We start from the raw sequence: 22,723 nt of genomic DNA, 5'->3' as shown, positions 1-22,723 counted from the left end.
GCCGTCACGCTAGGAATCCCACCGACTCCGGTGAAGAGGCTTCCTGCACAGCCCGAGCCGTCGGGTCGTGCACGTCGCCCGGCATCAGCGCACGCACGGCGGCGAGCAAGCCGTCGACGTCCTCGGCCCGGGTGTCCCAGGCAGTCATCAACCGCACCGTTCCCGGCCCCCAGTCGCTGAACGAGTACGTCGCCCGCAGCTGCTCCGCGACGCCGGCCGGGAGGGAGGCGAAGACGGCGTTCGCCTCGACCGGATGGACGACCCGCACGCCTGGCGCCCCCCGAAGGCCGGCGGCGAGCCGGTCCGCCATCGAGTTCGCCTGGGTGGCGTTGGCTCGCCACAGGTCGCCGTCGAGCAGGGCGAGCAGCTGCGCCGAGACGTACCGCGTCTTCGACGGCAGCTGGGTGCCGGCCTTCTGCAGGAAGCCGACGCCGTCCGCGTCCGGGTCGAGCACGACCACCGCCTCGCCGATCATGCCGCCGTTCTTCGTGACGCCCAGCGAGATCACGTCCGCCCCTGCCGCGGCCTCGGCGAGGCCGACCCCCAGCCGGGCGGCCGCGTTGGCGAGCCGGGCGCCGTCGACGTGGACCTTCCACCCGTGCCGGTGTGCCTCCTCGGTGAGGACAGCCAGCTCGGCCGGGCGGTAGCAGGTGCCGAGCTCGGTGCTCTGGGTCAGCGACAGCACTCCCGGCTGGGCACGGTGCCGGTTGCGGGCGTCCCGAGCGAGGTCCGCCAGGTCGTCCGGGTCGAGCCGTCCGTCGGCGGTCGGCACGGTGAGCAGCTTGAACCCGGCGTACTCGGGGGCGCCGCACTCGTCGGTGTGCAGGTGGGCTGCGTCTGCGCACACGACGGCGGACCATCGTGGTGTCACGGCCTGCAGCCCGAGGATGTTGGCGCCGGTCCCGTTGAACACCGGGAACGTACGCGCATGCCGTCCGAAGAGCTCACGCACCCGCTCCTCGAGAAGGGAGGTATAGAGGTCGGCGCCGTAGCTGGGCAGATGGCCGCCATCCACCGCCTCGAGCGCCGCGAGGACCTTCGGGTGAGCGGCCGCGCAGTTGTCGCTCGCGAAGTCGCGTCGCGTCTCGTGTGTCCTCATCGTGCCCCCAGGAGCGCCGCCAGCCCAGTCCGCAGTGCGGCGGCATCGGTGTCGATCGCATGCAGGTCGAGCGCCACGCCGCGATCGTCCAGGTCCGCGGCCAGCCCCGGATCGCCGGTGAAGGCACCGGTGATCCGATCGTGCCGCCGGGCCGCCGCGAGCGCCTCGCGGATGGCGTCCAGCACCTTCTCCGAGCGCACCGGTTCCCCGAGCGAGAGAGCGAGGTCGTAGGGCCCGACGAAGATGCCGTCGATCCCGGGCGTCGCCGCGATCTCGTCGGCGGCCTCCAGACCCTGGCGGGTCTCGACCATCGGCAGCAGCAGGGGGCGCTCCGGCGCGCCGACCAGCCCAGCACGGGCCAGCCCGCCGCTGCGCCGTCCGCGTGGCGGCAGATGGGCCGCGGCGACGAGACGCTCGGCCTCCGCAGCCGACTCGACCGTCGGCACGATGACGCCGTCCACGCCGGCGTCGATCGCCCGAGCGAGCGCGGCCGGGTCGTGGGATCCCAGCCGGGCCAGCACCGGCACGTCGGCGACCCGCAGGAGCGGGGCGAGCTGGGCGGCGTCGAGGTCCCCGTGCTGGAGATCCACGCCGATCCAGTCCGCCCCGCTACCGGAGGCGGCCTCGAGGCCGAACGGAGTCAGGAAGGTGACCCACAGTCCGCGCAGCGTGGCCGGCACCCCGACTCTCAGTCCGTCGACGAACCCGGGCACGTCGTTCACGCCGAACGGTCCTTGGCCGGCGGCGGCAGGTACGTCGTCCGGCTGGGCGTGACGCCGAGCCGGACGCAGCTCTCGAGCCAGGTGACGGCGGCCCCGGTCGGGTCGACGACCGGCACCTTCATGCCGGCCGCTGCCAACCGCTCCTGCAGCTCGGCAGCCACGCCGAGCATGCCGGTGCAACCGAGCACGATGACGTCGGCCTCGCCGGAGGTGATCGCGTCGACGGCCTGCTCCTCCAGCCGCTGCAGCAGCAGGTCCCGATCCTCCAGGCCGAGCACAGGCATGTCGATGACGCGCATCGTGCCGATGCGGTCCTGGATGGCGTAGCGGCGTGCGAGCGACCGAAGCATCGGCAGTACGTTGGGGAGCACCGTGATGATGCCGACGTGCTCGCCGAGGCTGAGCGCGGTGAGCACGGCCGGCTCGAAGCCGCCGACCACCGGTGCGTCGATGATCTCCCGGGCGGCGTGCACACCGGGGTCACCGAAGCAGCTGATGAAGACGGCGTCGACGTCGTCCTCGGCTGCTCGGGCGATCTGGTCGAGGATGCCGGGCGCGGCCAGCGCCTCGTCGTACTCCGACTCGATGCTCGCGGTGCCGCGCTCCAGCACCACCGCATCGACCTTCGTGTCGGGGGCTGCCCATTCGGCGACCTCGGAACGGACATGATCGATCAGGCTGTCGCCGATGATCGGCAGGATGACCCGGATGTGCATCTCGTCTCCTTGGGTTGAGTTCCACCCGCTGTCGACCTGAGGTGCGGTCTCGGGTGGATGACTCGACGCTAGGGACGCAGCGGGTCCTCCGGAATGTGCGTCCTGCCCGACCGGGCACCACCAGGTGGGCGGACTGCACGGTCGCGCCGGTCAGGCTCCCGTCGACCGGCAGGCCACCTGCAGCGCGAGCCGCTGGCTCGGGTCGTCCAAGTCGACGCCGAGCCGATCCCGGATCTGCTGCAGACGTGCCGTGACGGTGTTGCGGTGGACGCCCAGCGCCTCGGCGACGAGGACGACCGAGCCACCGCTCTCGAGATAGGCGCGCAGGGTGGCCATCAGAGACTCGTTCGAGCGGAGCGGTGCCAGCGCGGTCTCGGCGAACGCGCGCGTCACCGCCGACTGCTGCCAGGTCGCGAGCAGCCGCGCGACGCCGAGCTCGTCGGAGTGCTCCACCGCCGGCCGGAAGTCGTGACTCGAGGCGAGATAGGCGGCGTCGCGCGCCTCCGCGAGTGTCTCCGCCAGTCCGCCGGGCCCGCGATGCGGGCGCCCGATGCCCACAACCATCCCCCACTCGCGCGGCAGAGCCGCCGTCGCCAGACGTACGGCCCGCAGCAGCGCCCGAGCGTCGGCGGCCCCGGGCTCGGCCTCGTCGCTGCTCCAGAGCGCCCAGCCGTCCCCGCGGTCGACCGCCTCCGTCAGGGTGATGCCGTGCTCGCCGAGCGCGGCGCGCAACCGCTCCGGCGCAGCCGCCTGCTGGTCGCTCGCCGTCGGGTCGTCGCAGGAGAGGTGGAGCCCCACATGCCACTCAGGCAGCTGCCACCCGACCGAGACCGCGCCCTCGACGACGTCTCGGCTCACCGAGTCGCGCCCGGAGAGGACCTCCGACAGCAGGCGGGCTCGGAAGAGGACATCGCGATCGGCATGCGCACGCTGGGCGGTGAGCCAGGAACGCAGGAAAGGCTCGGTGATGGCGAGCCCCGCCGCCAGCAACCCCATCCGCGACTCGGCCGCCCGCTCGACCCGGCACGCGAGCCATGCCGCAGGTCGGTTCGCGTCCGGGTCGAGAACCGGGTGCACGAGGACGGCCCGGCCACGCTGCGCCACCGGTCGGTCGAGGTGCAAGGTCTCGTCGAGCTCGATGGGTGACCCGAGCAGGTTCGTACCGTCCGAGGTCACCAGCGCGAGCGGCGCCTCGAGCACCCCCTCGGCCGCCGCCACGATGTCCTGCCCGGTGTGGCGTGGCGCCAGCTGGCGCAGCAGCCGGTCGACGGTTCGGGCGCGGACGAGCTCCGGCGCGCGTACGCGGGGAGTCAGCTCCTGGACGATGATCACCGGCTCGGCGTCATCGAGCCAGAGGACCGGGATCTGCAAGCGGTCGGCGAGCCGGAGGCTCGAGAGCAGCGGTCTCACGGACGCACCGACGACGAGGAGACCGGCGGCGCCTGCCTCCCCGGTCCTGCGCACCAGCGCATCGAGACGGTACGACGGGGTGACCGGTTCAGCCCCGCACACCACGAGCTGGTCCTGGACGGGGGTCGACTCGCCCGTCCACCACCGCACGTCGGCGACCTCACGCTCCAGTCCTTCGCTCCCCGCCACCACCAGGGCGTCGGCGAGGATGGGCTCGGCGAGCAGGTCGGCGACACTCGGCAGGCTCATCACGCCGGCTCCTCGACGCGGAGGCCGAATCCGGCCGGGCCGACGGCCGCAGCCACTTCCGACGGCCAGTCGTGCAGCGCAGGCAGGGTGGCCAGCGCGAGCGACTGCCCGAGCCGCACCTCGTCGGTCCGGATCGGGCAGCGGGCTCGATGGTCGAGCGCCACGATGACCTCGGGCGCGCTGACGACGGTCCTGCCGTCGATGGTGACCGCGAGATACTCCTCGAGGTGGTCGACCCGCACGACCCCGCCGGTGTGACGGTCGATGAGGGTGATGCTGCCCGGCACCCGGCCCTCCCGCGGCCGGACCTGGTCGACCCGCCCTTCGCAGAGCAACCTGCCGCCGATCTGTTCGGCCGCGACGGTCGCGGGTGCGTCGGCGTCGACCGCGAGGAACGCACGTCCGAGGCCCACGCAGACGCTGAGGCTGCGGCGTACGCCGTGCTCGACCAGCGTGCCCGCCGTCGTCGGGAACATCGCCAACGTCGCCGCGCCCCCGAAGGCCGCCGCCGAGGACACCATCAGTGCCTGCGCCGCAGCCGCGGACGAGCGCGTGACCAGGACCGTGTCGCCGAGGGGTCCGACAAGGGCCATCGGCGCGATCGGGTGTCCGGCGACCGTGAGGGTCGCCTGGTCGAGGCGCGGGAAGGCCCGCCCCATCAGGTCGCCGTCGATCACCGGGACGCCCAGGCGAGCGGCGGCGATCACGCCCATCAGCGCGTTGAGACCACCGATCTCGATCACCCCGACCGCCGCCAGTCGACCGCCGGTCTGAGCGACGACGGCCTCGACGGCCCGGGCGCAGTCGTCGGGATCGACCAGCCGCTCGGCCAGCACGTCCGGCGCCCCGCCGACGCCGGCGTGGACGACGAGCGCGTCGACCGGGAGCTCGTCGGAGGCGATCACCGGCACCGGCTCGGCACCCTCTCGCTCGAGCATGCGCCGAAGCAGCAGTGCACCGAGCGCGACGTCACCACCCCCGCCCGACCCGAGCAGGGTCGCGCCGGACGCGAGCGCGTCGACGTGCTCCGCGCTGATCGCGCGGAGCACGTCGTACGACATCTCGGTCATCCGCCGATGATCGCATCAAGCGCGTCAGACCGGAACGTATTCGTGGTCGTAGCCGAAGTACGCAGGTCCGGCCAGTGCGAGCCCCTCGGTGCTGCGCCAGCGCGGGTCGCAAGGGGCGGCGACCACGCTGACCCGCAGGCCGTAGCGCAGCGTCTCCGTGGTCACCGGCTCACCGGTGTCGGTGTCGAGCAGGCAGATCAGGTCCGGCACGCTCACCACGACCTCGCCGTCACGGCTCGCCACGAGGTTCTCGTTCTGGAAGGCCACCTCCATGCGCGAGCCGAGGTCGTCGGCGAGCCCGTCGAGGACCGCCTCCCCGCGGGCGAACCCGCCCTGGGTGCCGCGCTGGACATCGACGATCTTCCCGCGGAAGACCACGCGCCCGCCCATCACCTCGGTGGCGGCGGCCACCGGGTCGCGGTGTGCCTCGCCGGCCTCACGGATCGCGGCACCCAGACGCTGGCACAGCGTCATGGTGCCGTGCACCATCATGTCCTTCACCTGTCGACCGGTCAGCACGTAGAGGCTCACCGCCGCGCTGCAGCCCATCTCGATGGTCACGCCGCGAGCGAAGCGCTCGGCCCAGCCGTTGGAGACCGTCTCGAGGCTGACCGCGTTGCCGCGCTCGTCGGCGATCGCCATCGGGGTGGCGGAGACGCCGCCCAGCGTCGGCAGCAGCATCTGCAGCTCCGGGAAGGCCCGGCCCATGCCGTCGGCGTCGATGAGCGGGAGACCGAGCTCGGCCGCCGCCACGAACGGGATCAGCGAGTTGAGCCCGCCGGCCTCGATGGAGACGGTGTAGGCGGCCTTCTTGCCGATCAGCTGCTCGAGGGCCTGGAGGGCAGCGGTCAGTTCCGCCCCGGAGGGCAGCTTCTCCAGCATGACCGTCGGGGCGCCCATGAAGGCCGTCGGGATGACGACGGCATCGTCGTCGATCTCCATCGGGTCGACCAGCTGCACCGGCCCGTGGCGCAGCAGCGCCTGCTGGGCGAGGAGGCGGCCGACGTACGGGTCGCCGCCGCCGCCGGTGCCGAGGACCGCGGCGCCGCGCGCCATGTCCGGCAGATCCAGTGGGGTGATCTCACGCATCGTTGCCTCCCAGGCTCAGCTCTCCGACCGCCTTGACCCGGATCCGGGTGGCGTTTCCCGGCAGGTACGCCAGGGGTACTTCCTCGATGTCGACGACTCGCACCGATCCCGGGCGGGCGCCGGCCGCGACCGTGCGGTCGACGGCCTCCTGCCGGGCCTCGTCCAGCACGGCGTCGCGCCGGCCGGGCTCGACCGAGAAGACTCGGTCGACCTCGCCGCCGACCTCGGCGATGGCCGCGCCGATGGCGTTGGCGACCGCGTAGTGCTCGGGCCGCACGACGACCGAGGCGCCGTCGAGCTGCTCGGGCACCAAGATGCTGCCGCCGCCGACGGCGACCACGGGGATCGGCTCGGCCGAGAGCCGCATCCGGTCGACGACCTCGGCGATCCGTCCGGCGACACCGTCGAGCGCGGCCCGTACGACGGCGGGGTCCAGGTGGGCGACGCGGGCGGCGTCGCCGATGTCAGCACGCCCGGCGGCCACGGCCAGGTCGGTCGCGGTGAGCTGGTCGCCGCCGAAGACCAGGGCCTGTTGGGTGAGCCGGTAGCCGACGCTCTGCGGGCCGACCTCGGGGATCGGACCGGAGCCGACGTGGCTGCCGCCGCCGATGCCGACCGAGAGCACGTCGGGCATCCGGAAGTTGGTCTGGATGCCGGCGACCGCGACGTCGGTCGACGCCTCGCGCGGGAAGCCGTTCTGCAGGATGCCGACATCGGTCGTGGTGCCGCCGATGTCGACGACGGCGCACGAGCTCTGCTCGGAGAGGAACGCGGCGCCGCGCATCGAGTTGGTCGGCCCGGAGGCGAAGGTGGCCACCGGGTACCGACGGGCGTGGTCGACGTCCATCAGGGTGCCGTCGTTCTGGCTGAGGAAGACCGGCGCCTGGATGCCGGCGCCGAGCACCGTCTCGGTCAGGCCGGTGGTCACGTTCTCGGCCAGCTCCCGCAGAGCGGCGTTGATGATCGTCGCGTTCTCGCGGCCGAGCAGACCCATTCGCCCGATCTCGTGCGACAGGCTCACCGGGGCACCCGGCAGCTGCTCGGCGATGATCTCGGCGGCCCTCAGCTCGAACTCGGCGTTGACGGGGGAGAAGACCGAGGAGATCGCGAACGAGCGGGCGCCACCCTGGACGGCCTTGTCGAGGACGTCACGGAACTCCTGCTCATCGAGGTCGGCGATCCGCGACCCGTCGTACTCGTGACCGCCGTGGCACAGGTAGCTGTGTCCGCCGATGGTCTTCGACAGCGCCGCGGGCCAGTCGACCAGCGGCGGCAGCGCGCTGGTGGCCGGGAGCCCGAACCGGATGGCGGCCGTCGGCGCGAGCCGGGACCCTTCGACGAGGGCATTGATGAAGTGGGTGGTGCCGATCATCACCGCGGCGACGTCCGCCGGGTCGAACCCGGCTTCCTCCCGCAGCCGACCGATCGCCGTGACGATGCCGGTCGTGACGTCGGACGTGGTGGGCGCCTTGGTCGCGGCCAGCACCAGCTGCCCGTCGATCAGGACGGCGTCGGTGTTGGTGCCTCCGACGTCGATACCGAGTCTCAACATGTGTCTTTCCTTGCTCGAGGTGGGTCGCCGGCTCAGGCGCCGGCGGGAACGGAAGCGGTGGGTTCGGTCGGGTGGGTTCGCGAGACACCGTGCCCGCGGACGAGGCCGAGCTTCGCCGCGCCGACGTACAGCACGAGCGCTGCGATCACCGAGTTGATCGAGGGGATTCCCCAGGTGACGTAGTGACCGATGAGCGAGGCGGCGGCCCAGACCACCAGGCTGGCGGGCACCCACGTGGGTGCGGTGGCCGGCAGCTCGCCTACGACTCTGGAGCTGTCGAGCTCGCCGCGCCAGGTGCGGGCGATGAAGTATTCCGCGACCATGATGCCGGCGATCGGCGGGAAGATGACGCCGAGCAGGATCAGGAAGTCGGTGAAGCTGTTGAGGATGCCCGCAGCTCCTGCGATCGAGCCAGCGATGCCGACGAAGAGGGTCACCGCGCCGCGGTGCACACGCCAGCCGAAGGCCTGGTCGAGGAAGTTCACAATGCCCAACGAGGCCGCGTAGAGGTTCCAGTCGTTGATCTTCAAGGTGGCGGCGATGATCACCAGTGTCCCCAGGAAGCCCGAGGTCGAGGTGACGATCGCGATCACGTCGTTGGTACGCAGCGCGAGGGCGAGCAGCACACCGATGAGGCCGATGACGTACTCGCCGACCGAGATGCCGACGACGGTCTGCTTGACCACGTCCCCGGGCGTCCGGTTGAACCGGCTCATGTCCGGGGTGATCACGGCACCGACGATGAAGCCGCCGGCGACGATCGAGGTGCCCTGGATCAGGCTCAGCTGCGGCCCGGCAGGCGCCGCCGAGAGCAGGTCGCCGAAGTCGTGGCGCGAGAGCTCGACCACGATCGACCAGCCGGCGAGCACGAGAAAGGCAGGCACGGTGATGTACGCCGTCCAGGCCATCTTCTCGAACCCGAACACCACGATCGCGGTGACCGCCAGACCGAAGACGAGCGCCCAGCCCCACAGCGGGAGAACGCCGATGAGGTTGGTCAGGCCTTGCGCGGAGACCGCGTTCTGGATGCCGAACCAGCCGATCGCGCTGATGCTGATGGCCAGGCCGATGACCGACGAGCCGGCGCGGCCGAAGCCGGTCCAGCGGGCCAGCACCGAGGTGGAGAGGCCCTCACGCTGGCCGGCGATGCCCGTGAAGATGGTGAGGATCTCCAAGATCACCGCGCCCAGGGTGATGGCCAGGACGGCGTTCCAGAAGCTCATGCCGAACCCGAGGGTGGCACCGATGAGGAAGCTCGCGAGGGAGCTGAGCATGCCGAACCGTTGAACTGCGATCGAGAACCAGTGGTAGCGCTTGTCCTGCGGCACGCGACTGAGTGCGTAGTCGTCGTGCTCGATGGTTGATCCCATGGGAACCTCCAGAGGGAATGTCTTTCCCGTGACGCTAGAACCCGAGGTGAGGTGCGTCACCATGCAAGACGCCCCGGTAGAGGCCTGGAACAGTGCATACCGCACAAGCCTGTCTGGTCGCCTGTCGGATTGGTTCGGGCGCACGCAGAAGCCCACCGGACCCACAGGGTGACGTGGGTCCGATGGGCTGCGACGCGGAGACCTACTGACGCGCCATCGCGATCCTGAACCGCTCGTCCGGGTCGATGTAGTGGTCGTGGACGTCGTCCCCGAGGTCGATCTGGACCCAGGCGATCTTGCCGCTGAACCGGCTCGTCCGGCTCGTGTAGTCCGAGGAGACCGTCGTACCCGACTCGTAGCCGATGTCGGTGGTCTCGTCGGCCGAGAAGACCATCGGCTGGGTCATCTCCACCCGGCCCGACCCCACCGGCTTGCCGTCGTCGAAGAGCCTGACGTCGCCTCCCTTCGCGAGCCCACCGCCGTCGTACGCGAACTCGACCCGGACCTGACGGGTCCCGGCTCCGAGCAGGGAGTCGGCGACGACGGGGAACTCGTGGATGCCGAGCACGTTGTAGACGAACTTGAGCCGGCCGTCGTTCGCGAAGAACGTCCAGCCGCCGAACCGGCCGCCCTGGGCGATGATCACGCCCTCGGCGCCGGCGTCCGGGATCGTCACCTCGGCAGTGACGGAGAACGACTTGTTCTTGATGCTGACCACGCTGTTCTCCGACAGCCGGCCCATGCCGGGGAAGAAGAGCTGGGTGGTCCCTCGGACGAGCGTCGGCCTGCCGGCCATCGTGGGTTCGAGCCGCTCGCTGGTGCGGTCGTCCATCGGCAGCACGCCGTACTTCACGGCCTCGATCAGCCAGAGCCGCTGCAGCTCGGCGAGCTTCTCGGGGTGCTCCGCCGAGAGGTCCCTCGCCTGGCTGAAGTCGGTGGTGCCTTCGTACAGCTCCCACACGTCGTCGTCGAACGCCGGCAGGTCTCCGCCGACCATCACCCACGGGGTGCGGTGCTTGGTGACCGCGCTCCAGCCCTGGTGGTAGACGCCGCGGTTGGCGAACATCTCGAAGTACTGCAGGTCGTGCCGCTCCGGCTCGCTCGCACCGCGGAAGGTGTAGAGCATGCTCGTCCCCTCCATCGGCGACTGCTGGACGCCGTTGACCATGGCGGGCTCGGGCAGTCCGGCCGCTTCGAGGATGGTCGGCGCCAGATCGATGACGTGGCTGAACTGCGAACGCACCGAGCCCGGGTCGTCGATCCCGTCCGGCCAGTGCACGATGGTGCCGTTGCGGGTGCCGCCCCAGTGCGAGGCGACCTGCTTGGTCCACTGCAGCGGCGAGTTCATCGCCCACGCCCAGCCGACCGAGTAGTGGTTGTAGGAGCTCGGTGACCCGAACTCGTCCATCTTCGCCCGCATGAACTCGGGCGTCTCCAGCGCCGCCATCCCGTTGAAGTTGGCCATCTCGTTGAAGGCGCCGTTGACGGTTCCTTCGGCGGAGGCGCCGTTGTCGCCGATGATGTAATAGACGATCGTGTTGTCGAGTACGCCGAGGTCGGCGATGGTGTCGATCACGCGGCCGACGTGGTGGTCGGTGTGCTCGAGGAAGCCGGCGTACACCTCCATCTGACGGGCGAGCACGGGCTTCAGCTCGTCCGGCATGTCGTCCCATGCCGGGATCTCGTCGTGGCGGGCGGTGAGCTCGGTGTCGGCGGGGATGACGCCCAGCTCCTTCTGCCGAGCGAAGGTACGTTCCCGCTGGACGTCCCAGCCCTCGTCGAACTTCCCGGCGTACTTCTCGATCCACTCCGGCGGCACGTGGTGCGGCGCGTGGGTCGCGCCCGGCGCGAAGTACGCGAAGAAGGGCCGGTCGGGCATCAGCGCCTTCTGCTGGCGGATCCAGGCACAGGCGTGATCGGCGAGGTCCTCGGTGAGGTGGTAGCCCTCCTCGGCCGTCGCCGGCGGCTCGATCGGGGTGGTGCCTTCGTAGAGCGCGGGGTCCCACTGGTTGTTCTCGCCGCCGATGAAGCCGTAGAACTTCTCGAACCCTCCGCCGGCCGAGGGCCAGGCGTCGAACGGGCCGAGCGGCGACGACTGCCAGACCGGGACCTCGTGGCACTTCCCGAACTGCGCCGTCGAGTACCCGTTGAGCTTGAGCGTCATCGCGAGCGGCGCCTTGGCGTTGGGCCGCACCGAGCTGTTGCCGGGCGCCGAGGTGGCCGTCTCGGTGATGCTACCCATCCCGACGGAGTGGTGGTTGCGGCCCGTCAGCAGCGCCTGCCGGGTCGGCGCGCAGAGCGCGGTGGTGTGGAACCGGTTGTAGCGCAGCCCGTTGCCGGCCAGCCGCTCGGCGACCGGTGTGGCACACGGTCCGCCGAACGCACTCGAGGCTCCGAAGCCGACGTCGTCGAGAAGGACGACGAGTACGTTGGGCGCGCCGTCCGGCGGGAGCAGCGGCTCGATCGGCGGATAGACGGTGTCCGGATCTTTGGCGTCGTACGTCGTGTGCCCCGTGGCCGGTCGGTCCGGGATCGGCAACATCGTCCGAGCGTGAGCGTCAGGGCGTTTCGGCATGACAAGGGCTCCGATGGTCGAGGGCGGAGCTTCGAGCGTCACACGCCGTCGGACCCTCGTCGTCCCCCTTACCGGGTAAACCCCCGGGAGCATCCCTGTGTGACTACATGGGCGCTAGCCCGTCCGCGAAGCCCTCTCGAACCTCTCGATGACGTCGGGCCTGCTCGCCACGCGCGCGGGGTAGCCGGGGCCGGGTCGGACGCTGACAGCGTCGAGGCGGACCGGCTCGTCACAGCTGCCGCACACGACCGTGGCGTCGAGATCATGACCGCAAGACTCGTGCCGCATGACGACCGGCACACCCTCCTCGCCGCTCAGCCAGCGGTCACCCCAGGCGTTGATCGCGGCGATCACACCGAAGAAGTCGCGACCCTTGTCGGTGAGCACGTACTCGTGGCGGACCGGGTCCACCTGGTACTCGCGCTGGTCGACCAGGCCCTCGTCGACCAGCAGACCGAGCCGGTTGGTCAACGTACTGCGCGGGATGCCCAGCGCGGTCGCGAACCCGTCGAAGCGGGTCTCTCCGTAGAAGAGCTCGCGCAGCACGAGCATCGTCCACGCGTCTCCGAGCAGGTCGACTGTCCGCGCGATCGAGCACGGCCAGGTGCCGAACGACTTCCTTCTCACCTGGCCAGCCTATCAGTCTTATCACTGGACGGACTTGCCGCGACGGGCCCGCTGCCGCTAGCGTCGAGTGAGTTCAATCATGAAACTAACTTCGAGGAGAACGAGCCATGCAGGAAACTGAGCGTCCCGCCGTCACCGTGGAGCGCCGCGGACGGGTGCTGCTGATGGGGCTGAACCGTCCGGAGAAGCGCAACGCGTTCACCAAGGCGATGCTGAACGAGCTGGCCGCGGCGTACGGGCTCCTCGAGTCCGACGACGAGCTGTGGTGCGGCGTGCTGTTCGCCCACGGCGACCACTTCACCGGCGGCCTCGACCTCGTCGACGTCGGTGAGGCGCTGATGACGGGCGAGCTCGGCGTTCCGGAAGGCGGGCGGGACCCGTGGCGCCTGGACGGCCCTTGGACCAAGCCGGTCGTCGCCGCCGCGCAGGGCTGGGTGATGACCCTCGCCATCGAGCTCCTGCTCGCGGCCGACATCCGGGTCGCGGCGGCCGACGCCCGCTTCTCCCAGTTCGAGATCCGTCGCGGCATCTACCCCTTCGGCGGCGCCACGTTCCGCTTCGTGCAGCAGGCCGGCTGGGGCAACGCGATGCGCTGGATCCTCACCGGTGAGGAGTTCGGCGCGGAGGAGGCTCTGCGGATCGGGCTCGTCCAGGAGGTGCAGCCCGACGCCGGAACCGCGCTGGAGCGGGCGATCGAGATCGCCACCGCGATCGCCGAGAAATCGGCCCCTCTGGGCGTACGCACGGCCCTGGCCTCCGCCCACCTGGCCCGGGACTCCGGCGAGGCGGCCGCGATCGAGCGGCTCCGCCCGGACATCAGCAGGCTACTCTCGACCGCCGACGGCGCCGAGGGCCTGCAGTCGTTCGTCGAGCGCCGGGACGCGATCTTCACGGGTCGCTGACACCGGCCGCCGACCACCTCACGACCACACAGGAGATCCACATGCACACCGGCCACAAGCCCCTCGAGGGCAAGACCATCGTCGTCACCGGAGGCGGCCGCGGCATCGGGAAGATGCTGGCCACCGGCCTCCTCTCTGCCGGCGCCAAGGTCTACATCAGCAGCCGCAAGCAGGCAGATCTCGACGCCACCGTGAGCGAGCTGTCTCCGCTGGGGGAGATCAGCTCGTTCACCGCCGACCTGTCCACCGACGAGGGGGTCCAGGCGCTCGCCGCCCACGTCACCGAACGTGAGCTGGCGGTGCACGCGCTGTTCAACAACGCCGGCGCCAACTGGGGCGCACCTCTGGAGGAGTTCCCCGCCGCCGCCTGGGACCGGGTGATGGACGTCAACGTGAAGGGCGTCTTCGGCCTGACCCAGGCTCTGCTCCCGCTCCTCCGGGCGGCATCCATGGCGGACGACCCCGCTCGCGTGGTCAACATCGGGAGCGTGGACGGGCTCCGCGCGCCCGCCCCGGGGTTCAACAACTTCTCCTACAGCGCCAGCAAGGCGGCCGTCCACCTGCTCACCCAGCAGCTCGCCGCGACCCTCGCCCCCGACGTACTGGTCAACGCCATCGCCCCAGGCCTGTTCGAGTCGAAGATGACCGCCGGTCTGCTCGCGGTGGGCGAGGACGCGATCGCCCAGCAGATCCCGCTCCGGCGCATCGGGCGCCCTCAGGACATGGCTGGCATCGCCGTCTTCCTCGCCGGCCCCGACAGCACCTACATCACCGGAGCCGTGATTCCCGTCGACGGCGGAGTCATCGCCAGCCGCTGAGGCTGGTCCGGATCACGTCCGCCCGTCGAGGTCGAGCAGGCGCTGGGCGTTGCCGCCGAGGTAGGCCTCCTGCGTCGCGGGAGCCAGCTCGAGCTCGTCGAGGCCGTCGAGCGCCGCGGCGGGCGTGCTCGTCTTCGTGAACCTGACCAGCTCGGCCGGAAGACGCTTCGAGGTGTAGGCCGAGGTGTCGATGTAGACGTTCTCGTGCTTGCGAGCCCCCGCGACCATCTCTTCGGTCCAGGGATAACCCACATGGCCGCAGACGATGACCATCTCTGGGAAGTCGAGGGCGACCTGGTCGATGTACGGGATGGGCCGACCGGTCTCGGAGGCACGCAGCGGTCCGGTGTGGCCGACCTGAGTGAAGAACGGAACGCCGAGGTCCACGCAGGCGGCATACAGGGGGTAGTAGCGCCGGTCGGTCGGCGCGGCCTCCCACAACCACGGCACGACCCTCAGGCCCTTGAAGCCGAGATCGTCGACGCATCGGCGCAGCTCACGGACGGCTTCCATCGGCCGGTTCAGGTCGACCGCGGCCAGGGCGGCGAAGCGGTCCGGATGCTCCTGGACCCAGCCGGCGACCTCGTCGTTGCTGATGAGCGGCGGCTGGTGCGGCGCCGACCAGGCGGCGATCAGCCCGAGGTCGACGCCGGCCGCGTCCATCGCCTCGAGCGTCCGGGCGATGTTCGGCACCGGGCTCGGCCCGTCGATCTTCGTCCAGCGACGCAGCGAGGCGATCAGATGACCGGATCCCACGGCCGGCCCCGACCAGGACCTGCAGGCACGCGAGGAGTCCCAGGACCAGTAGGGACCACCACAGTCGGTCCACGGAGACGTTGTGTCCCCACAGCAGCACGACCGCGCCGAGATCGACGGGTGGGACATCATCCCTCCTTCCGACGACTCAGCGTCCGGCCCATCGAGGCCTTGGGCGTCATCCAGACGATGTGAACCGCCGATCGCCGATCGCCGATCGCCGAGCCCCGAGCCCCGAGCCCCGAGCCCCGAGCCCCGAGCCCCGAGACGATGGTTTACGTACGGGCCGCGCAACAGTGCCTCGTCATCGGCACCGGCGGCCCGTTTACCCATACGATCAGCGCGAGCGGCCACCTCGAGGCGTATCACCTTCAGCCTGCCGGGACGGCTGGTTCAGCTCGGGCGAGGCTGACCTGGGGCGTGTCACGGCGAACCGCTTCGCCAAGGGGACAGCGCTGAGACCGTGAGCCAGGACGCTGAGCAGGACAGTGAGGGAGATGACCGCGACGGCATCCGCGCCGGCTCCGTGCAGGTCTTCGAGCGCGATCAGGGCGAAGATGACGGAGGCCAGACCGCGGGGTCCGAACCAGCCGACGAACGCGACGCTGAACCGGTCGAACCCGGTTCCGAGCAGCGCGATCGCGACGGGGAGCATCCGGACGATGGTCAGGCTGAGTACGGCGTAGCCCAGCATCGTCCAGTCCCACTGGTCTTGGATGACCGGCACGGCCAGCGCGCCGAAGACGAGCCAGCTGACCATGGCGGCCATGTCCCCGGACTGGCTCACGAAGTAGACCTCCTTCTCGCCGCTGGGCCCAGCGACGTTCCCGAAGACCAGGCCCCCGACGAAGGCGGCGACAAAACCATTGCCGTCCATCGTCAGAGCCGCCGCATAGGCGAGCAGGGCGAGGGCGAGGACGGCGGGACCGGCGAGCTCTGCGGAAAGCCAGTCGCGCTCACGAGCGAGTCTGGTGATCCAGCCACCCAGGCCACCGACGACGAGGCCCACAACCAGACCGACCAGCAGGGAGAGGACGGCACCGCCGGGGCTCTCGACGCCGATGATCCCCTGATCGGCCGCGACTCCGGCGATGGCGACCAGCACGATCGGCGTCGCGATGCCGTCGTTGAGCCCGCTCTCCACGTTCAATGCTCGCCGCACCTTCTCCGGCACGTGCGGGTTGGACATGACCGGAGCCCCGAGCGCGGCGTCGGTCGGGGCCAGCGCTGCGGCGACCAGGAGCGCCGCCCACAGGTCGAAACCGAGCACGATCATCGCGGCACCCACGCCGGCGGCGATCGTCAGCGGCAGACCGATCCCCAGCAGCCGAGCGTACGTGCTCAGGTCGCGCCGGAGCTGTCCCAGCCGAACCCGCGACGCGTCCGCGAAGAGCACCCAGACCAGGGTGACTTCGGCGATGACCCTGACCAGCTCGGGCTCGACCTCGAGGTCGAGCAGGCCGAGCACATCCGCGAAGAACCACCCGGCCGCGACGAACACGATCGGAGCGGTCAGACCTCGCGCCTGCAGCCGGCCAGCGAGCACGCACCACACCACGATGGTCGCGAGGACTGCAGAGACAGCCAAGGTTCCCATGCGACGAGCCTCCGGGTGGGCGGGGTCTCGGCTAGCGTAGAGAGCACAGCGACCGGTCTCATCACTCTGTCTGGGTGAAGTGCCGGGGCCCTCCCCGGACACGACGACCGAGTCTTCCGGGAGCCGTCGCGATCACCTGACCCACGAGCGCCGTGGTCAGGAAGCCGAAGGACACGACGTACAGCCACGTCAGATAGGTGAAGGCGACGCCGATCGCCCCATACCGGTCGGCGCTGGTCTCGAGTGCTCCCGGAAGCCACGCCTGGGTTGCTGGACGAACAGCGATCATCAATGCGGCGAAGAACAACGCCCCAGGAACGAGCATCCGGGCACGGACCGCGCCGGCGAGCAGCACCCACGGGACGAACGTTGCGACCCAGATGTCCCAGGTGAGTGACATCAAGCGTGGCCACACCTCCCGAGGGGGCAAGCCTTCGAGCGGCTCGCCCGCAGCGCGCACGATGACCAACGAGAGCGCGAGCACTAGGACCACTGCCAGCCACCGCCATGCCGAGCCCAGGTTCGTCGATGGGCTCGGCAGTCCCCAGATGCTGGTGAAGGCACGAGTCAGTGCACGGGACAGGCTGGTCGCCGAGATGAGCACGAAGAGCGCGCCGACGATGCCGAAGGTCGCACCACCGGCTTCGACGGCGTTCTCGAGGACCTCCCGGGACTGCTCGGGGATGTGGATCCCGTCGGCGAACCAGTCGCTGTTCGCGCCGAGCGTGGCGATCAGGATCAGCACCGGGAGCACCGAGGTGAAGAACTGCGCGGCGATCGTCATCGCCCGGTCGAACACCTCGATCCGCCCGAGTCCCTCCACGGTCTGGAGCAGAACCCGTCCCGGCCGACGCTTCGACAATCGGGCCGCTCGCCCCCGCAGAACGGCAGGCATCCGGCCCGGCTCGTCTCTCGCGCCCGCGGCAGGGGACTTCAGGCTGTCCGAGGATGGCGCCTCGTCGTTCGGATCCATCTCGAGCTCATCTCGACGTTCCCTCGGGCTGAATCGTGGCGGGGGGCGCCTGTTCAGGCTCCGGAGGCGGCTCGGTCTCGGGCTCAGGTCTCCCCGAGATCAGGGGCAGGGCCCACGTACCACGCGGGTCGGCCTCGACCAGGAGAGATTTGGCGAGCAGGCTGAACGGGACCGCGAGCAGCGCGCCGACCGGCCCGATCACCCAGGTCCAGAACACCAGCGAGAGGAACGTCAGCGTGGGAGAGAGGCCGACGGAGTCACCGACGACGCGCGGCTGGACGACGGACTGGATCACGAAGTTGATGACGCTGTAGACGACGATCACCGTGGCCATCACACCGGGGCTGCCGTCGAGCAGGGCGATCAGAGCTGGCGGGACGACCCCGATGATGAACCCGATGTTGGGGATGAAGTTGGTGACGAACGCCAGCACCGCCCACACGAATGCACCTGGGACGTCGAGGAGGTGGAGGGCGATCCCGTCGATGATCGCGACCACCAGCCCGAAGCTCGCCGAGACCGCCATATAGCTGCGGGTGCCACGGGCGAAGTTGTCCAGCGCGGCGACCGGGTCCGGGAACCGGCCACCCAGGGTCTTCATGCTGTGGCGCGTGGAGTCCGTGTCGAACGCGATGAACAGCAGCACGGTGATCAGGAAGAACAGGTCGGTGAGCAGCCCCAAGGTTCCGGACAGGACCGACATGGCGACGTCGATGATCTGCCCGGGATCGAGCGCATCGGTCACCGCATCGATCTGCCCTTGTTTCACGCCTGCGCCTCGCAAGGTGTTCCCGACGTTCGCGACGCCCTCCCTGATCTGGTCGGCGTAGGTGGGCAGGAGAGCGGCCAACTGGGCGACCGACACGATCAGGACGACGGCGAACCCCGCCAGCAGGAGGACAGCGGCGGCCAGCATGAGAACGGAGGTGACCCATCCGGGCAGGCGTCCTTGTTCCAGCCGGAGTCGGATCGGGTGCAGCGTGATCGTGATGACCAGCGCCATGAAGACCGGTCCGATGATGTCGGCGATGGCCTTCATCCCGGCGATCGCGATGGTGAGGGTGGCGACTCCCAGGAGCAGGCTCGCTGCAAAGGACCTCGCCTGCGGCCCTCGGGAGGCAGTGTCGGCGGCGTGCTTCATGGGATCTCCTGTCCTGCATCGGCGACCCGGACGGTCATCGCAGACAGGTCAGCGGGTGATGTCGCGCCCGTGAGCCGTGAGCGCCCAAATCACGAAGACGTCGAGCGCGATGATCAGCATCGACCAGAACGGGTAGTAGGGGATGAACGCGAAGTTGGCAATGGCGCTGAGCACGGCCAGGACGACGCCGATCGTGCGACCCCAGACCTTGCCGTACAGCACGGCGAAGCCGGCGAAGAGCACGAGCAGGCCCAGCAACAGGTGGATCCATCCCCAGGTGGTCGTGTCGAGCTCGAGCAGGTAGTTGGGCGTGGCGACGTAGATGTCGTTCTTGAACAGCGCAGCCATACCGACGAAGGACTGGAATCCGCCGGACAAGATCATCATCACGGCTGCGAAGACGATGAACCCAGTCGCCCACCCGCTCGGTGGCGGGGCATCCAGCTGGACGGGGTCGCGGTAGTTCGGAGTCGTCTGCTCGGACATGCTCGTGCCTCCTGGGTCACGCTGAGCCGCACCGGCTGTGGCGGCTGTCGGGACGCTCATCCCACCCCTGCGCCAGGGATCACGCGTCACTCTCATCGTGTGAAAGCGACCTTTCGGGAAGCGGTGCTCAGCTCTCCTGCTCGTCAGGGTTCGCCTTGCCCCGCTTCACGGCGCCGACATACACCCGCAGGCCCAGACCCAGGATCACGAGGTCGAGCAACATCTGGACGGTGACGAGCAGGCGGGCGCTCTCGGCCTCGGCGGCAATGTCACCGAAACCCACCGTCGCGAAGATCGTCACGGTCAGGTAGAGCGCGTCGGAGCGGCTCAGGGTCTCGGTGAAGGTCGCCGGGTCGTCCAGGCTGAGGACGTAGTAGCTGGCCGCGAAGAGGAGCAGGAACAGCGGCGTGGCCACCGCGAGCGCCTGGATGGCCCGGATGGCAGGGTACGTTGCGCGTTCGATCGCGCTGAGCTGCCAGGTGACCACGCCGACCAGGACGATGACCCCGACCGACAGCTCGGCAGCGACCGAGATGTCCGAGATGCTTCCCAGCGGCAGCGTGTAATAGCCCACCACCATCAGCGAGGCCGAGACGAACGCGCTCAGCAGGCCGCGCACGACGAGCCATCGCCGACGGCGCGGGTGGAGGGTGTCCGCGGTGGCCATCATGGGGACCTCAACGTCGCTCGGCGAAGTCTCATCGTCGGATGAGATCGCACGACCGCCCGCGACGCCTCCCACGGAGCGGGTGAACCTACGGCAGACGGGACGGCCTACACCCCGTTTGGGTGATGCGCCACGCAGGTCGCGCCACGTACGTTTCCAGAGTGACCGAGAGTCGTCCCTCGCGGACGCGGCCGGCTGCCGGGCTCGACGAGGTGCTGTTGGACGTCAAGCTGTCGGTGCCGCGGATACGGCCCGGGATGGTCAGTCGCGCCCCGCTGATCGAGGCCGCCCGCGCCAGTCCCGCGCGCGCGGCCGGGATCACGGCGCCTGCGGGGTACGGGAAGTCCACCCTGATGTACGAGTGGGCACAGACCGAAGACCGGGTCGTCGGATGGGTCTCGCTCGACCGTCTCGACGACGATCCCGGCATCCTGCTGGCGGTCCTCGCCTCGGCGTACGTTCGGATGTTCCCGGCATGGGCCGGACTGGTCGCCGACGTCCGTGGCGTGGGCGTCTCGGCCCTGGGCCGCGCAGCACCGGTGGTCGCGTCCGCGTTCCGGAGGAGTCCCGCACCTTTCGTCCTGATGCTCGATGACCTGCACGAACTTCGGTCCCCTGAGTGTCACGACGTCCTGGGCGTGGTGATGACCGGCATCCAGCCCGGCTCACAGCTGGTCACGGCCAGCCGCTTCGAACAACCCCATCTGTCCCGCCTGCGTGCGTCCGGAGACATGCTCGAGCTACAGGCGACGGACCTTGCCCTGGGGCCGGCCGGTGCCGAGCAGATCTTCTCGATGTCCGATGTCCCGCTGACCGTGGAACACGCCTCGCTCGTCACCGAGCGTACCGAGGGATGGCCGGTCGGCCTGCAGCTCGCGGCGATGATCGCCCGGGACACGGACCAAGAGGGTTGGACCGTGTCCGGCGACGACCGCTATGTCGCCGACTACCTCTACCGCGAGTCGCTGAGTCAGCAGGAGCAGACCACCCAGCAGTTCCTGCGCCGTACCGCGGTGCTCGACCGACTGCACGCCCCCTTGTGCGACGCGCTGCTCGGAATCACCGGCAGCCAGGACCAGCTGCGGACTCTCGAGGCGGTGAACTCGTTCCTGATCCCGCTGGACCGCCAGCGGGACTGGTTTCGGTACCACCCGCTGTTCCGGGAGTTCCTGCTCAGCGAGCTGCGCCGGGTCGAGCCCGACACGGTCATGAAGCTGCACCTGTCCGCCGCTGACTGGTACGAGGCGAACGGCTCCCCGGTGATGGCGCTGGAGCACCTGCTGAACACCTCTGAGCGCAACCGCTGCGTGCAGCTCGTGACCCAGTTGACTCTCCCGACCTACAGCGTCGGCCAGCTCTCGACCGTCAAACGGTGGCTGGCCGCGCTCGGCGAAGGCACGATCTCCTCCTACCCGCCATTGATGGTGCTGGCCGGGTGGATCGCGGTTCTTGCCGGCGAGCCGTTGGAAGCCGAAAGGTGGGCGGACTTGGCCGATGATGCCGTCTACGACATGGCACTCGTCGACGGGACCGCGTCGTTCGAGTCCGCGCGATCCATGCTCCGAGCCGTGATGTGCCGTTCCGGCGTCGCTCAGCAGCGACGTGATGCCGATGCTGCAACGGCTCAGGAACCGGTGTGGAGTCCGTGGCGCGATACCGCGCTCATCCTGTCCGCGGAGGCGCACCAGGTTGCCGGAGACATCGAGCGGGCGGCGGCCCTGTTCGCCGAGAGCTCCCGGGCCGGAGCCGAGCTCGGCAACACCGACACCATCGTCTACGGCGAGGCGTCTCTTGCCCTGCTGGCGATGGATGCCGGGCGGTGGGAGGAGGCCGCAGAGGGTGTTGCGAGATCCCTCTCGCCCGTCCAGGAGTACCTGATGTACGACTATGCGCCAAGTGTGCTCGCGTTTGCCGCTGCCGCTCGGCTCGCCCTGCACAACGGTGCTGCCGCCGATCTGGAGCGGCATCTGACCCAGGCGATGAGGGCTCGTCCGTGCTGCACCTACGCCTTCCCCACCCTCGCTGTGCGCAGCCGGCTCCTGATGGCCAAGGTGTATCTGGCGCGGAGCGACCCTGCGACGGCACGCCACCTGCTCCGCGAAATCGACGACATCTTCCGCCACCGGCCCGACCTCGGCACCTTGGTCGACGAGGTCGGCGACTTCCGCGATCTTCTCGCGTCGGGGGCCGGGAGCTCAGCTGCCGGGGGACCGCCGCTCACGCCCGCCGAGCTGCGGCTGCTGCCCTACCTCCAGACTCACCTGACGATCGCCGAGATCGGGGAGCGACTGTTCGTCTCACGCAACACAGTGAGCTCGGAGGTCGCATCTATCTATCGCAAGCTCGGGGTCTCCTCGCGCAACGAGGCTGTGGAGCGGGCGACCGCGGTCGGACTCCTCGGCGGATAGCGGGGTGGTCAACTGCTCGACGCCTGGTCCAACGCGTCGGTGTCGTAGCCGAGCGCCATCGCCAAGCGGGGCGCCGCCGCGACCACGCGTGCGGCACCTATCACCGGCAGCACCGCGACCAGGACGTCGACCACCTCGGCGGCGCTGGCGCCGGCATCGACGGCCATGTCTGCCGCGGCGGCGTACGAGGGAACCTCACCACCGACCGTGATCAGCGCTGCGAGCCGGACCAGGGCCAAGGTCCGTGGGTCCAGCGTAGGTACGAGCCATTCCCCGTCGCCCGCGCCGTCGGGGTTCACGGACCAGTCCGCCTGGTTGATGGCCAGGCGGTGGAGTCGATCGACGTAGTGCACTCCGGACCGTCCTTCCGACTCGATCTGAGCCCTACCGCGCCCTTCGAGCTCGCCGTCCAGTCAGACGGTCCGTGAAGGGATCACGCATGCGGCCCATTCATCCGCGGCACGGTTCCCTCCGCATCATGCAGATCTGGTGAAAC

Annotated in this window: 20 protein-coding genes; 3 read left to right on the top strand and 17 right to left on the bottom strand. The window is 69.8% G+C overall.

Annotation, left to right across the window (positions count from 1 at the left end; genetic code table 11):
• Positions 1 to 4 precede the first annotated feature (4 nt).
• The 10 genes from IEY84_RS09670 to IEY84_RS09625 form a co-directional block, all read right to left on the bottom strand.
• Entirely contained in the window at positions 5 to 1,099 is a 1,095-nt protein-coding gene (locus IEY84_RS09670) for a threonine aldolase family protein (RefSeq protein ID WP_183542498.1), read from the bottom strand.
• Positions 1,096 to 1,821: an HpcH/HpaI aldolase family protein gene (locus IEY84_RS09665; protein ID WP_183542496.1), complete on the bottom strand. Its 726-nt coding sequence runs from the start codon at positions 1,819 to 1,821 to the stop codon at positions 1,096 to 1,098. Before IEY84_RS09665 ends, IEY84_RS09670 begins: the two co-directional genes overlap by 4 nt.
• Positions 1,818 to 2,537 carry an aspartate/glutamate racemase family protein gene (locus tag IEY84_RS09660; protein ID WP_183542494.1) on the bottom strand — a complete coding sequence of 240 codons (720 nt, stop codon included), beginning with the start codon at positions 2,535 to 2,537 and terminating at the stop codon, positions 1,818 to 1,820. Before IEY84_RS09660 ends, IEY84_RS09665 begins: the two co-directional genes overlap by 4 nt.
• Before the next feature lie 150 nt (positions 2,538 to 2,687).
• Entirely contained in the window at positions 2,688 to 4,196 is a 1,509-nt protein-coding gene (locus IEY84_RS09655; RefSeq protein ID WP_183542492.1) for a helix-turn-helix domain-containing protein, read from the bottom strand.
• Positions 4,196 to 5,266, bottom strand: a complete 1,071-nt coding sequence (locus tag IEY84_RS09650; RefSeq protein ID WP_183542490.1) for an S-methyl thiohydantoin desulfurase family protein — start codon at positions 5,264 to 5,266, stop codon at positions 4,196 to 4,198. Before IEY84_RS09650 ends, IEY84_RS09655 begins: the two co-directional genes overlap by 1 nt.
• A gap of 24 nt (positions 5,267 to 5,290) precedes the next feature.
• Entirely contained in the window at positions 5,291 to 6,355 is a 1,065-nt protein-coding gene (locus IEY84_RS09645; protein WP_183542488.1) for an S-methyl thiohydantoin desulfurase family protein, read from the bottom strand.
• Positions 6,348 to 7,907, bottom strand: a complete 1,560-nt coding sequence (locus tag IEY84_RS09640; protein WP_221208529.1) for a hydantoinase/oxoprolinase N-terminal domain-containing protein — start codon at positions 7,905 to 7,907, stop codon at positions 6,348 to 6,350. The genes IEY84_RS09645 and IEY84_RS09640 overlap by 8 nt, the downstream gene beginning before the upstream one ends.
• A gap of 32 nt (positions 7,908 to 7,939) precedes the next feature.
• Complete coding sequence (locus IEY84_RS09635) at positions 7,940 to 9,277, bottom strand: purine-cytosine permease family protein (RefSeq protein ID WP_183542486.1); 1,338 nt, start codon at positions 9,275 to 9,277, stop codon at positions 7,940 to 7,942.
• Positions 9,278 to 9,479: 202 nt separating this feature from the next.
• Positions 9,480 to 11,819 (bottom strand): arylsulfatase, encoded by a 2,340-nt coding sequence (locus tag IEY84_RS09630; protein ID WP_275944475.1) that lies wholly within the window; start codon positions 11,817 to 11,819, stop codon positions 9,480 to 9,482.
• A 147-nt stretch (positions 11,820 to 11,966) separates the two neighbouring features.
• Positions 11,967 to 12,479, bottom strand: a complete 513-nt coding sequence (locus IEY84_RS09625; protein ID WP_183542482.1) for a winged helix-turn-helix transcriptional regulator — start codon at positions 12,477 to 12,479, stop codon at positions 11,967 to 11,969.
• A gap of 107 nt (positions 12,480 to 12,586) precedes the next feature.
• Between IEY84_RS09625 and IEY84_RS09620 the strand changes: the two genes are divergently transcribed.
• Positions 12,587 to 13,381 carry a crotonase/enoyl-CoA hydratase family protein gene (locus tag IEY84_RS09620; RefSeq protein ID WP_183542480.1) on the top strand — a complete coding sequence of 265 codons (795 nt, stop codon included), beginning with the start codon at positions 12,587 to 12,589 and terminating at the stop codon, positions 13,379 to 13,381.
• Between the two features lie 41 nt (positions 13,382 to 13,422).
• Complete coding sequence (locus tag IEY84_RS09615) at positions 13,423 to 14,199, top strand: SDR family oxidoreductase (RefSeq protein ID WP_183542478.1); 777 nt, start codon at positions 13,423 to 13,425, stop codon at positions 14,197 to 14,199.
• A gap of 12 nt (positions 14,200 to 14,211) precedes the next feature.
• On the opposite strand, the gene IEY84_RS09610 is transcribed toward IEY84_RS09615, so the two are convergent.
• The 6 genes from IEY84_RS09610 to IEY84_RS09585 form a co-directional block, all read right to left on the bottom strand.
• Positions 14,212 to 14,955 (bottom strand): amidohydrolase family protein, encoded by a 744-nt coding sequence (locus IEY84_RS09610; RefSeq protein WP_221208528.1) that lies wholly within the window; start codon positions 14,953 to 14,955, stop codon positions 14,212 to 14,214.
• Positions 14,956 to 15,292: 337 nt separating this feature from the next.
• The gene (locus tag IEY84_RS09605; protein ID WP_183542474.1) at positions 15,293 to 16,552 is read right to left on the bottom strand and encodes a cation:proton antiporter domain-containing protein; all 1,260 of its coding nucleotides are present in this window, start codon (positions 16,550 to 16,552) and stop codon (positions 15,293 to 15,295) included.
• 61 nt (positions 16,553 to 16,613) lie between these two features.
• Positions 16,614 to 17,375 (bottom strand): YhjD/YihY/BrkB family envelope integrity protein, encoded by a 762-nt coding sequence (locus tag IEY84_RS09600; protein WP_183542471.1) that lies wholly within the window; start codon positions 17,373 to 17,375, stop codon positions 16,614 to 16,616.
• A 157-nt stretch (positions 17,376 to 17,532) separates the two neighbouring features.
• The gene (locus IEY84_RS09595; protein WP_183542469.1) at positions 17,533 to 18,666 is read right to left on the bottom strand and encodes an AI-2E family transporter; all 1,134 of its coding nucleotides are present in this window, start codon (positions 18,664 to 18,666) and stop codon (positions 17,533 to 17,535) included.
• A 48-nt stretch (positions 18,667 to 18,714) separates the two neighbouring features.
• Positions 18,715 to 19,152 (bottom strand): DUF7144 family membrane protein, encoded by a 438-nt coding sequence (locus IEY84_RS09590; RefSeq protein ID WP_221208527.1) that lies wholly within the window; start codon positions 19,150 to 19,152, stop codon positions 18,715 to 18,717.
• Positions 19,153 to 19,279: 127 nt separating this feature from the next.
• Positions 19,280 to 19,819 carry a potassium channel family protein gene (locus tag IEY84_RS09585; protein ID WP_183542467.1) on the bottom strand — a complete coding sequence of 180 codons (540 nt, stop codon included), beginning with the start codon at positions 19,817 to 19,819 and terminating at the stop codon, positions 19,280 to 19,282.
• Between the two features lie 161 nt (positions 19,820 to 19,980).
• On the opposite strand from IEY84_RS09585, the gene IEY84_RS09580 reads away from it, so the two are divergent.
• Positions 19,981 to 22,227, top strand: coding sequence for a LuxR family transcriptional regulator (locus IEY84_RS09580; protein ID WP_221208526.1), 2,247 nt, complete (start codon positions 19,981 to 19,983; stop codon positions 22,225 to 22,227).
• Between the two features lie 8 nt (positions 22,228 to 22,235).
• Here IEY84_RS09580 and IEY84_RS09575 read toward each other — a convergent pair whose 3' ends face one another.
• Positions 22,236 to 22,580 (bottom strand): carboxymuconolactone decarboxylase family protein, encoded by a 345-nt coding sequence (locus IEY84_RS09575; RefSeq protein ID WP_221208525.1) that lies wholly within the window; start codon positions 22,578 to 22,580, stop codon positions 22,236 to 22,238.
• Positions 22,581 to 22,723 lie beyond the last annotated feature (143 nt).

Origin of the sequence: Nocardioides albus (genome assembly GCF_014648255.1) — a bacterium.
Classification (GTDB): domain Bacteria; phylum Actinomycetota; class Actinomycetes; order Propionibacteriales; family Nocardioidaceae; genus Nocardioides; species Nocardioides albus.
This window is presented reverse-complemented; position numbering and strand designations above follow the sequence as displayed.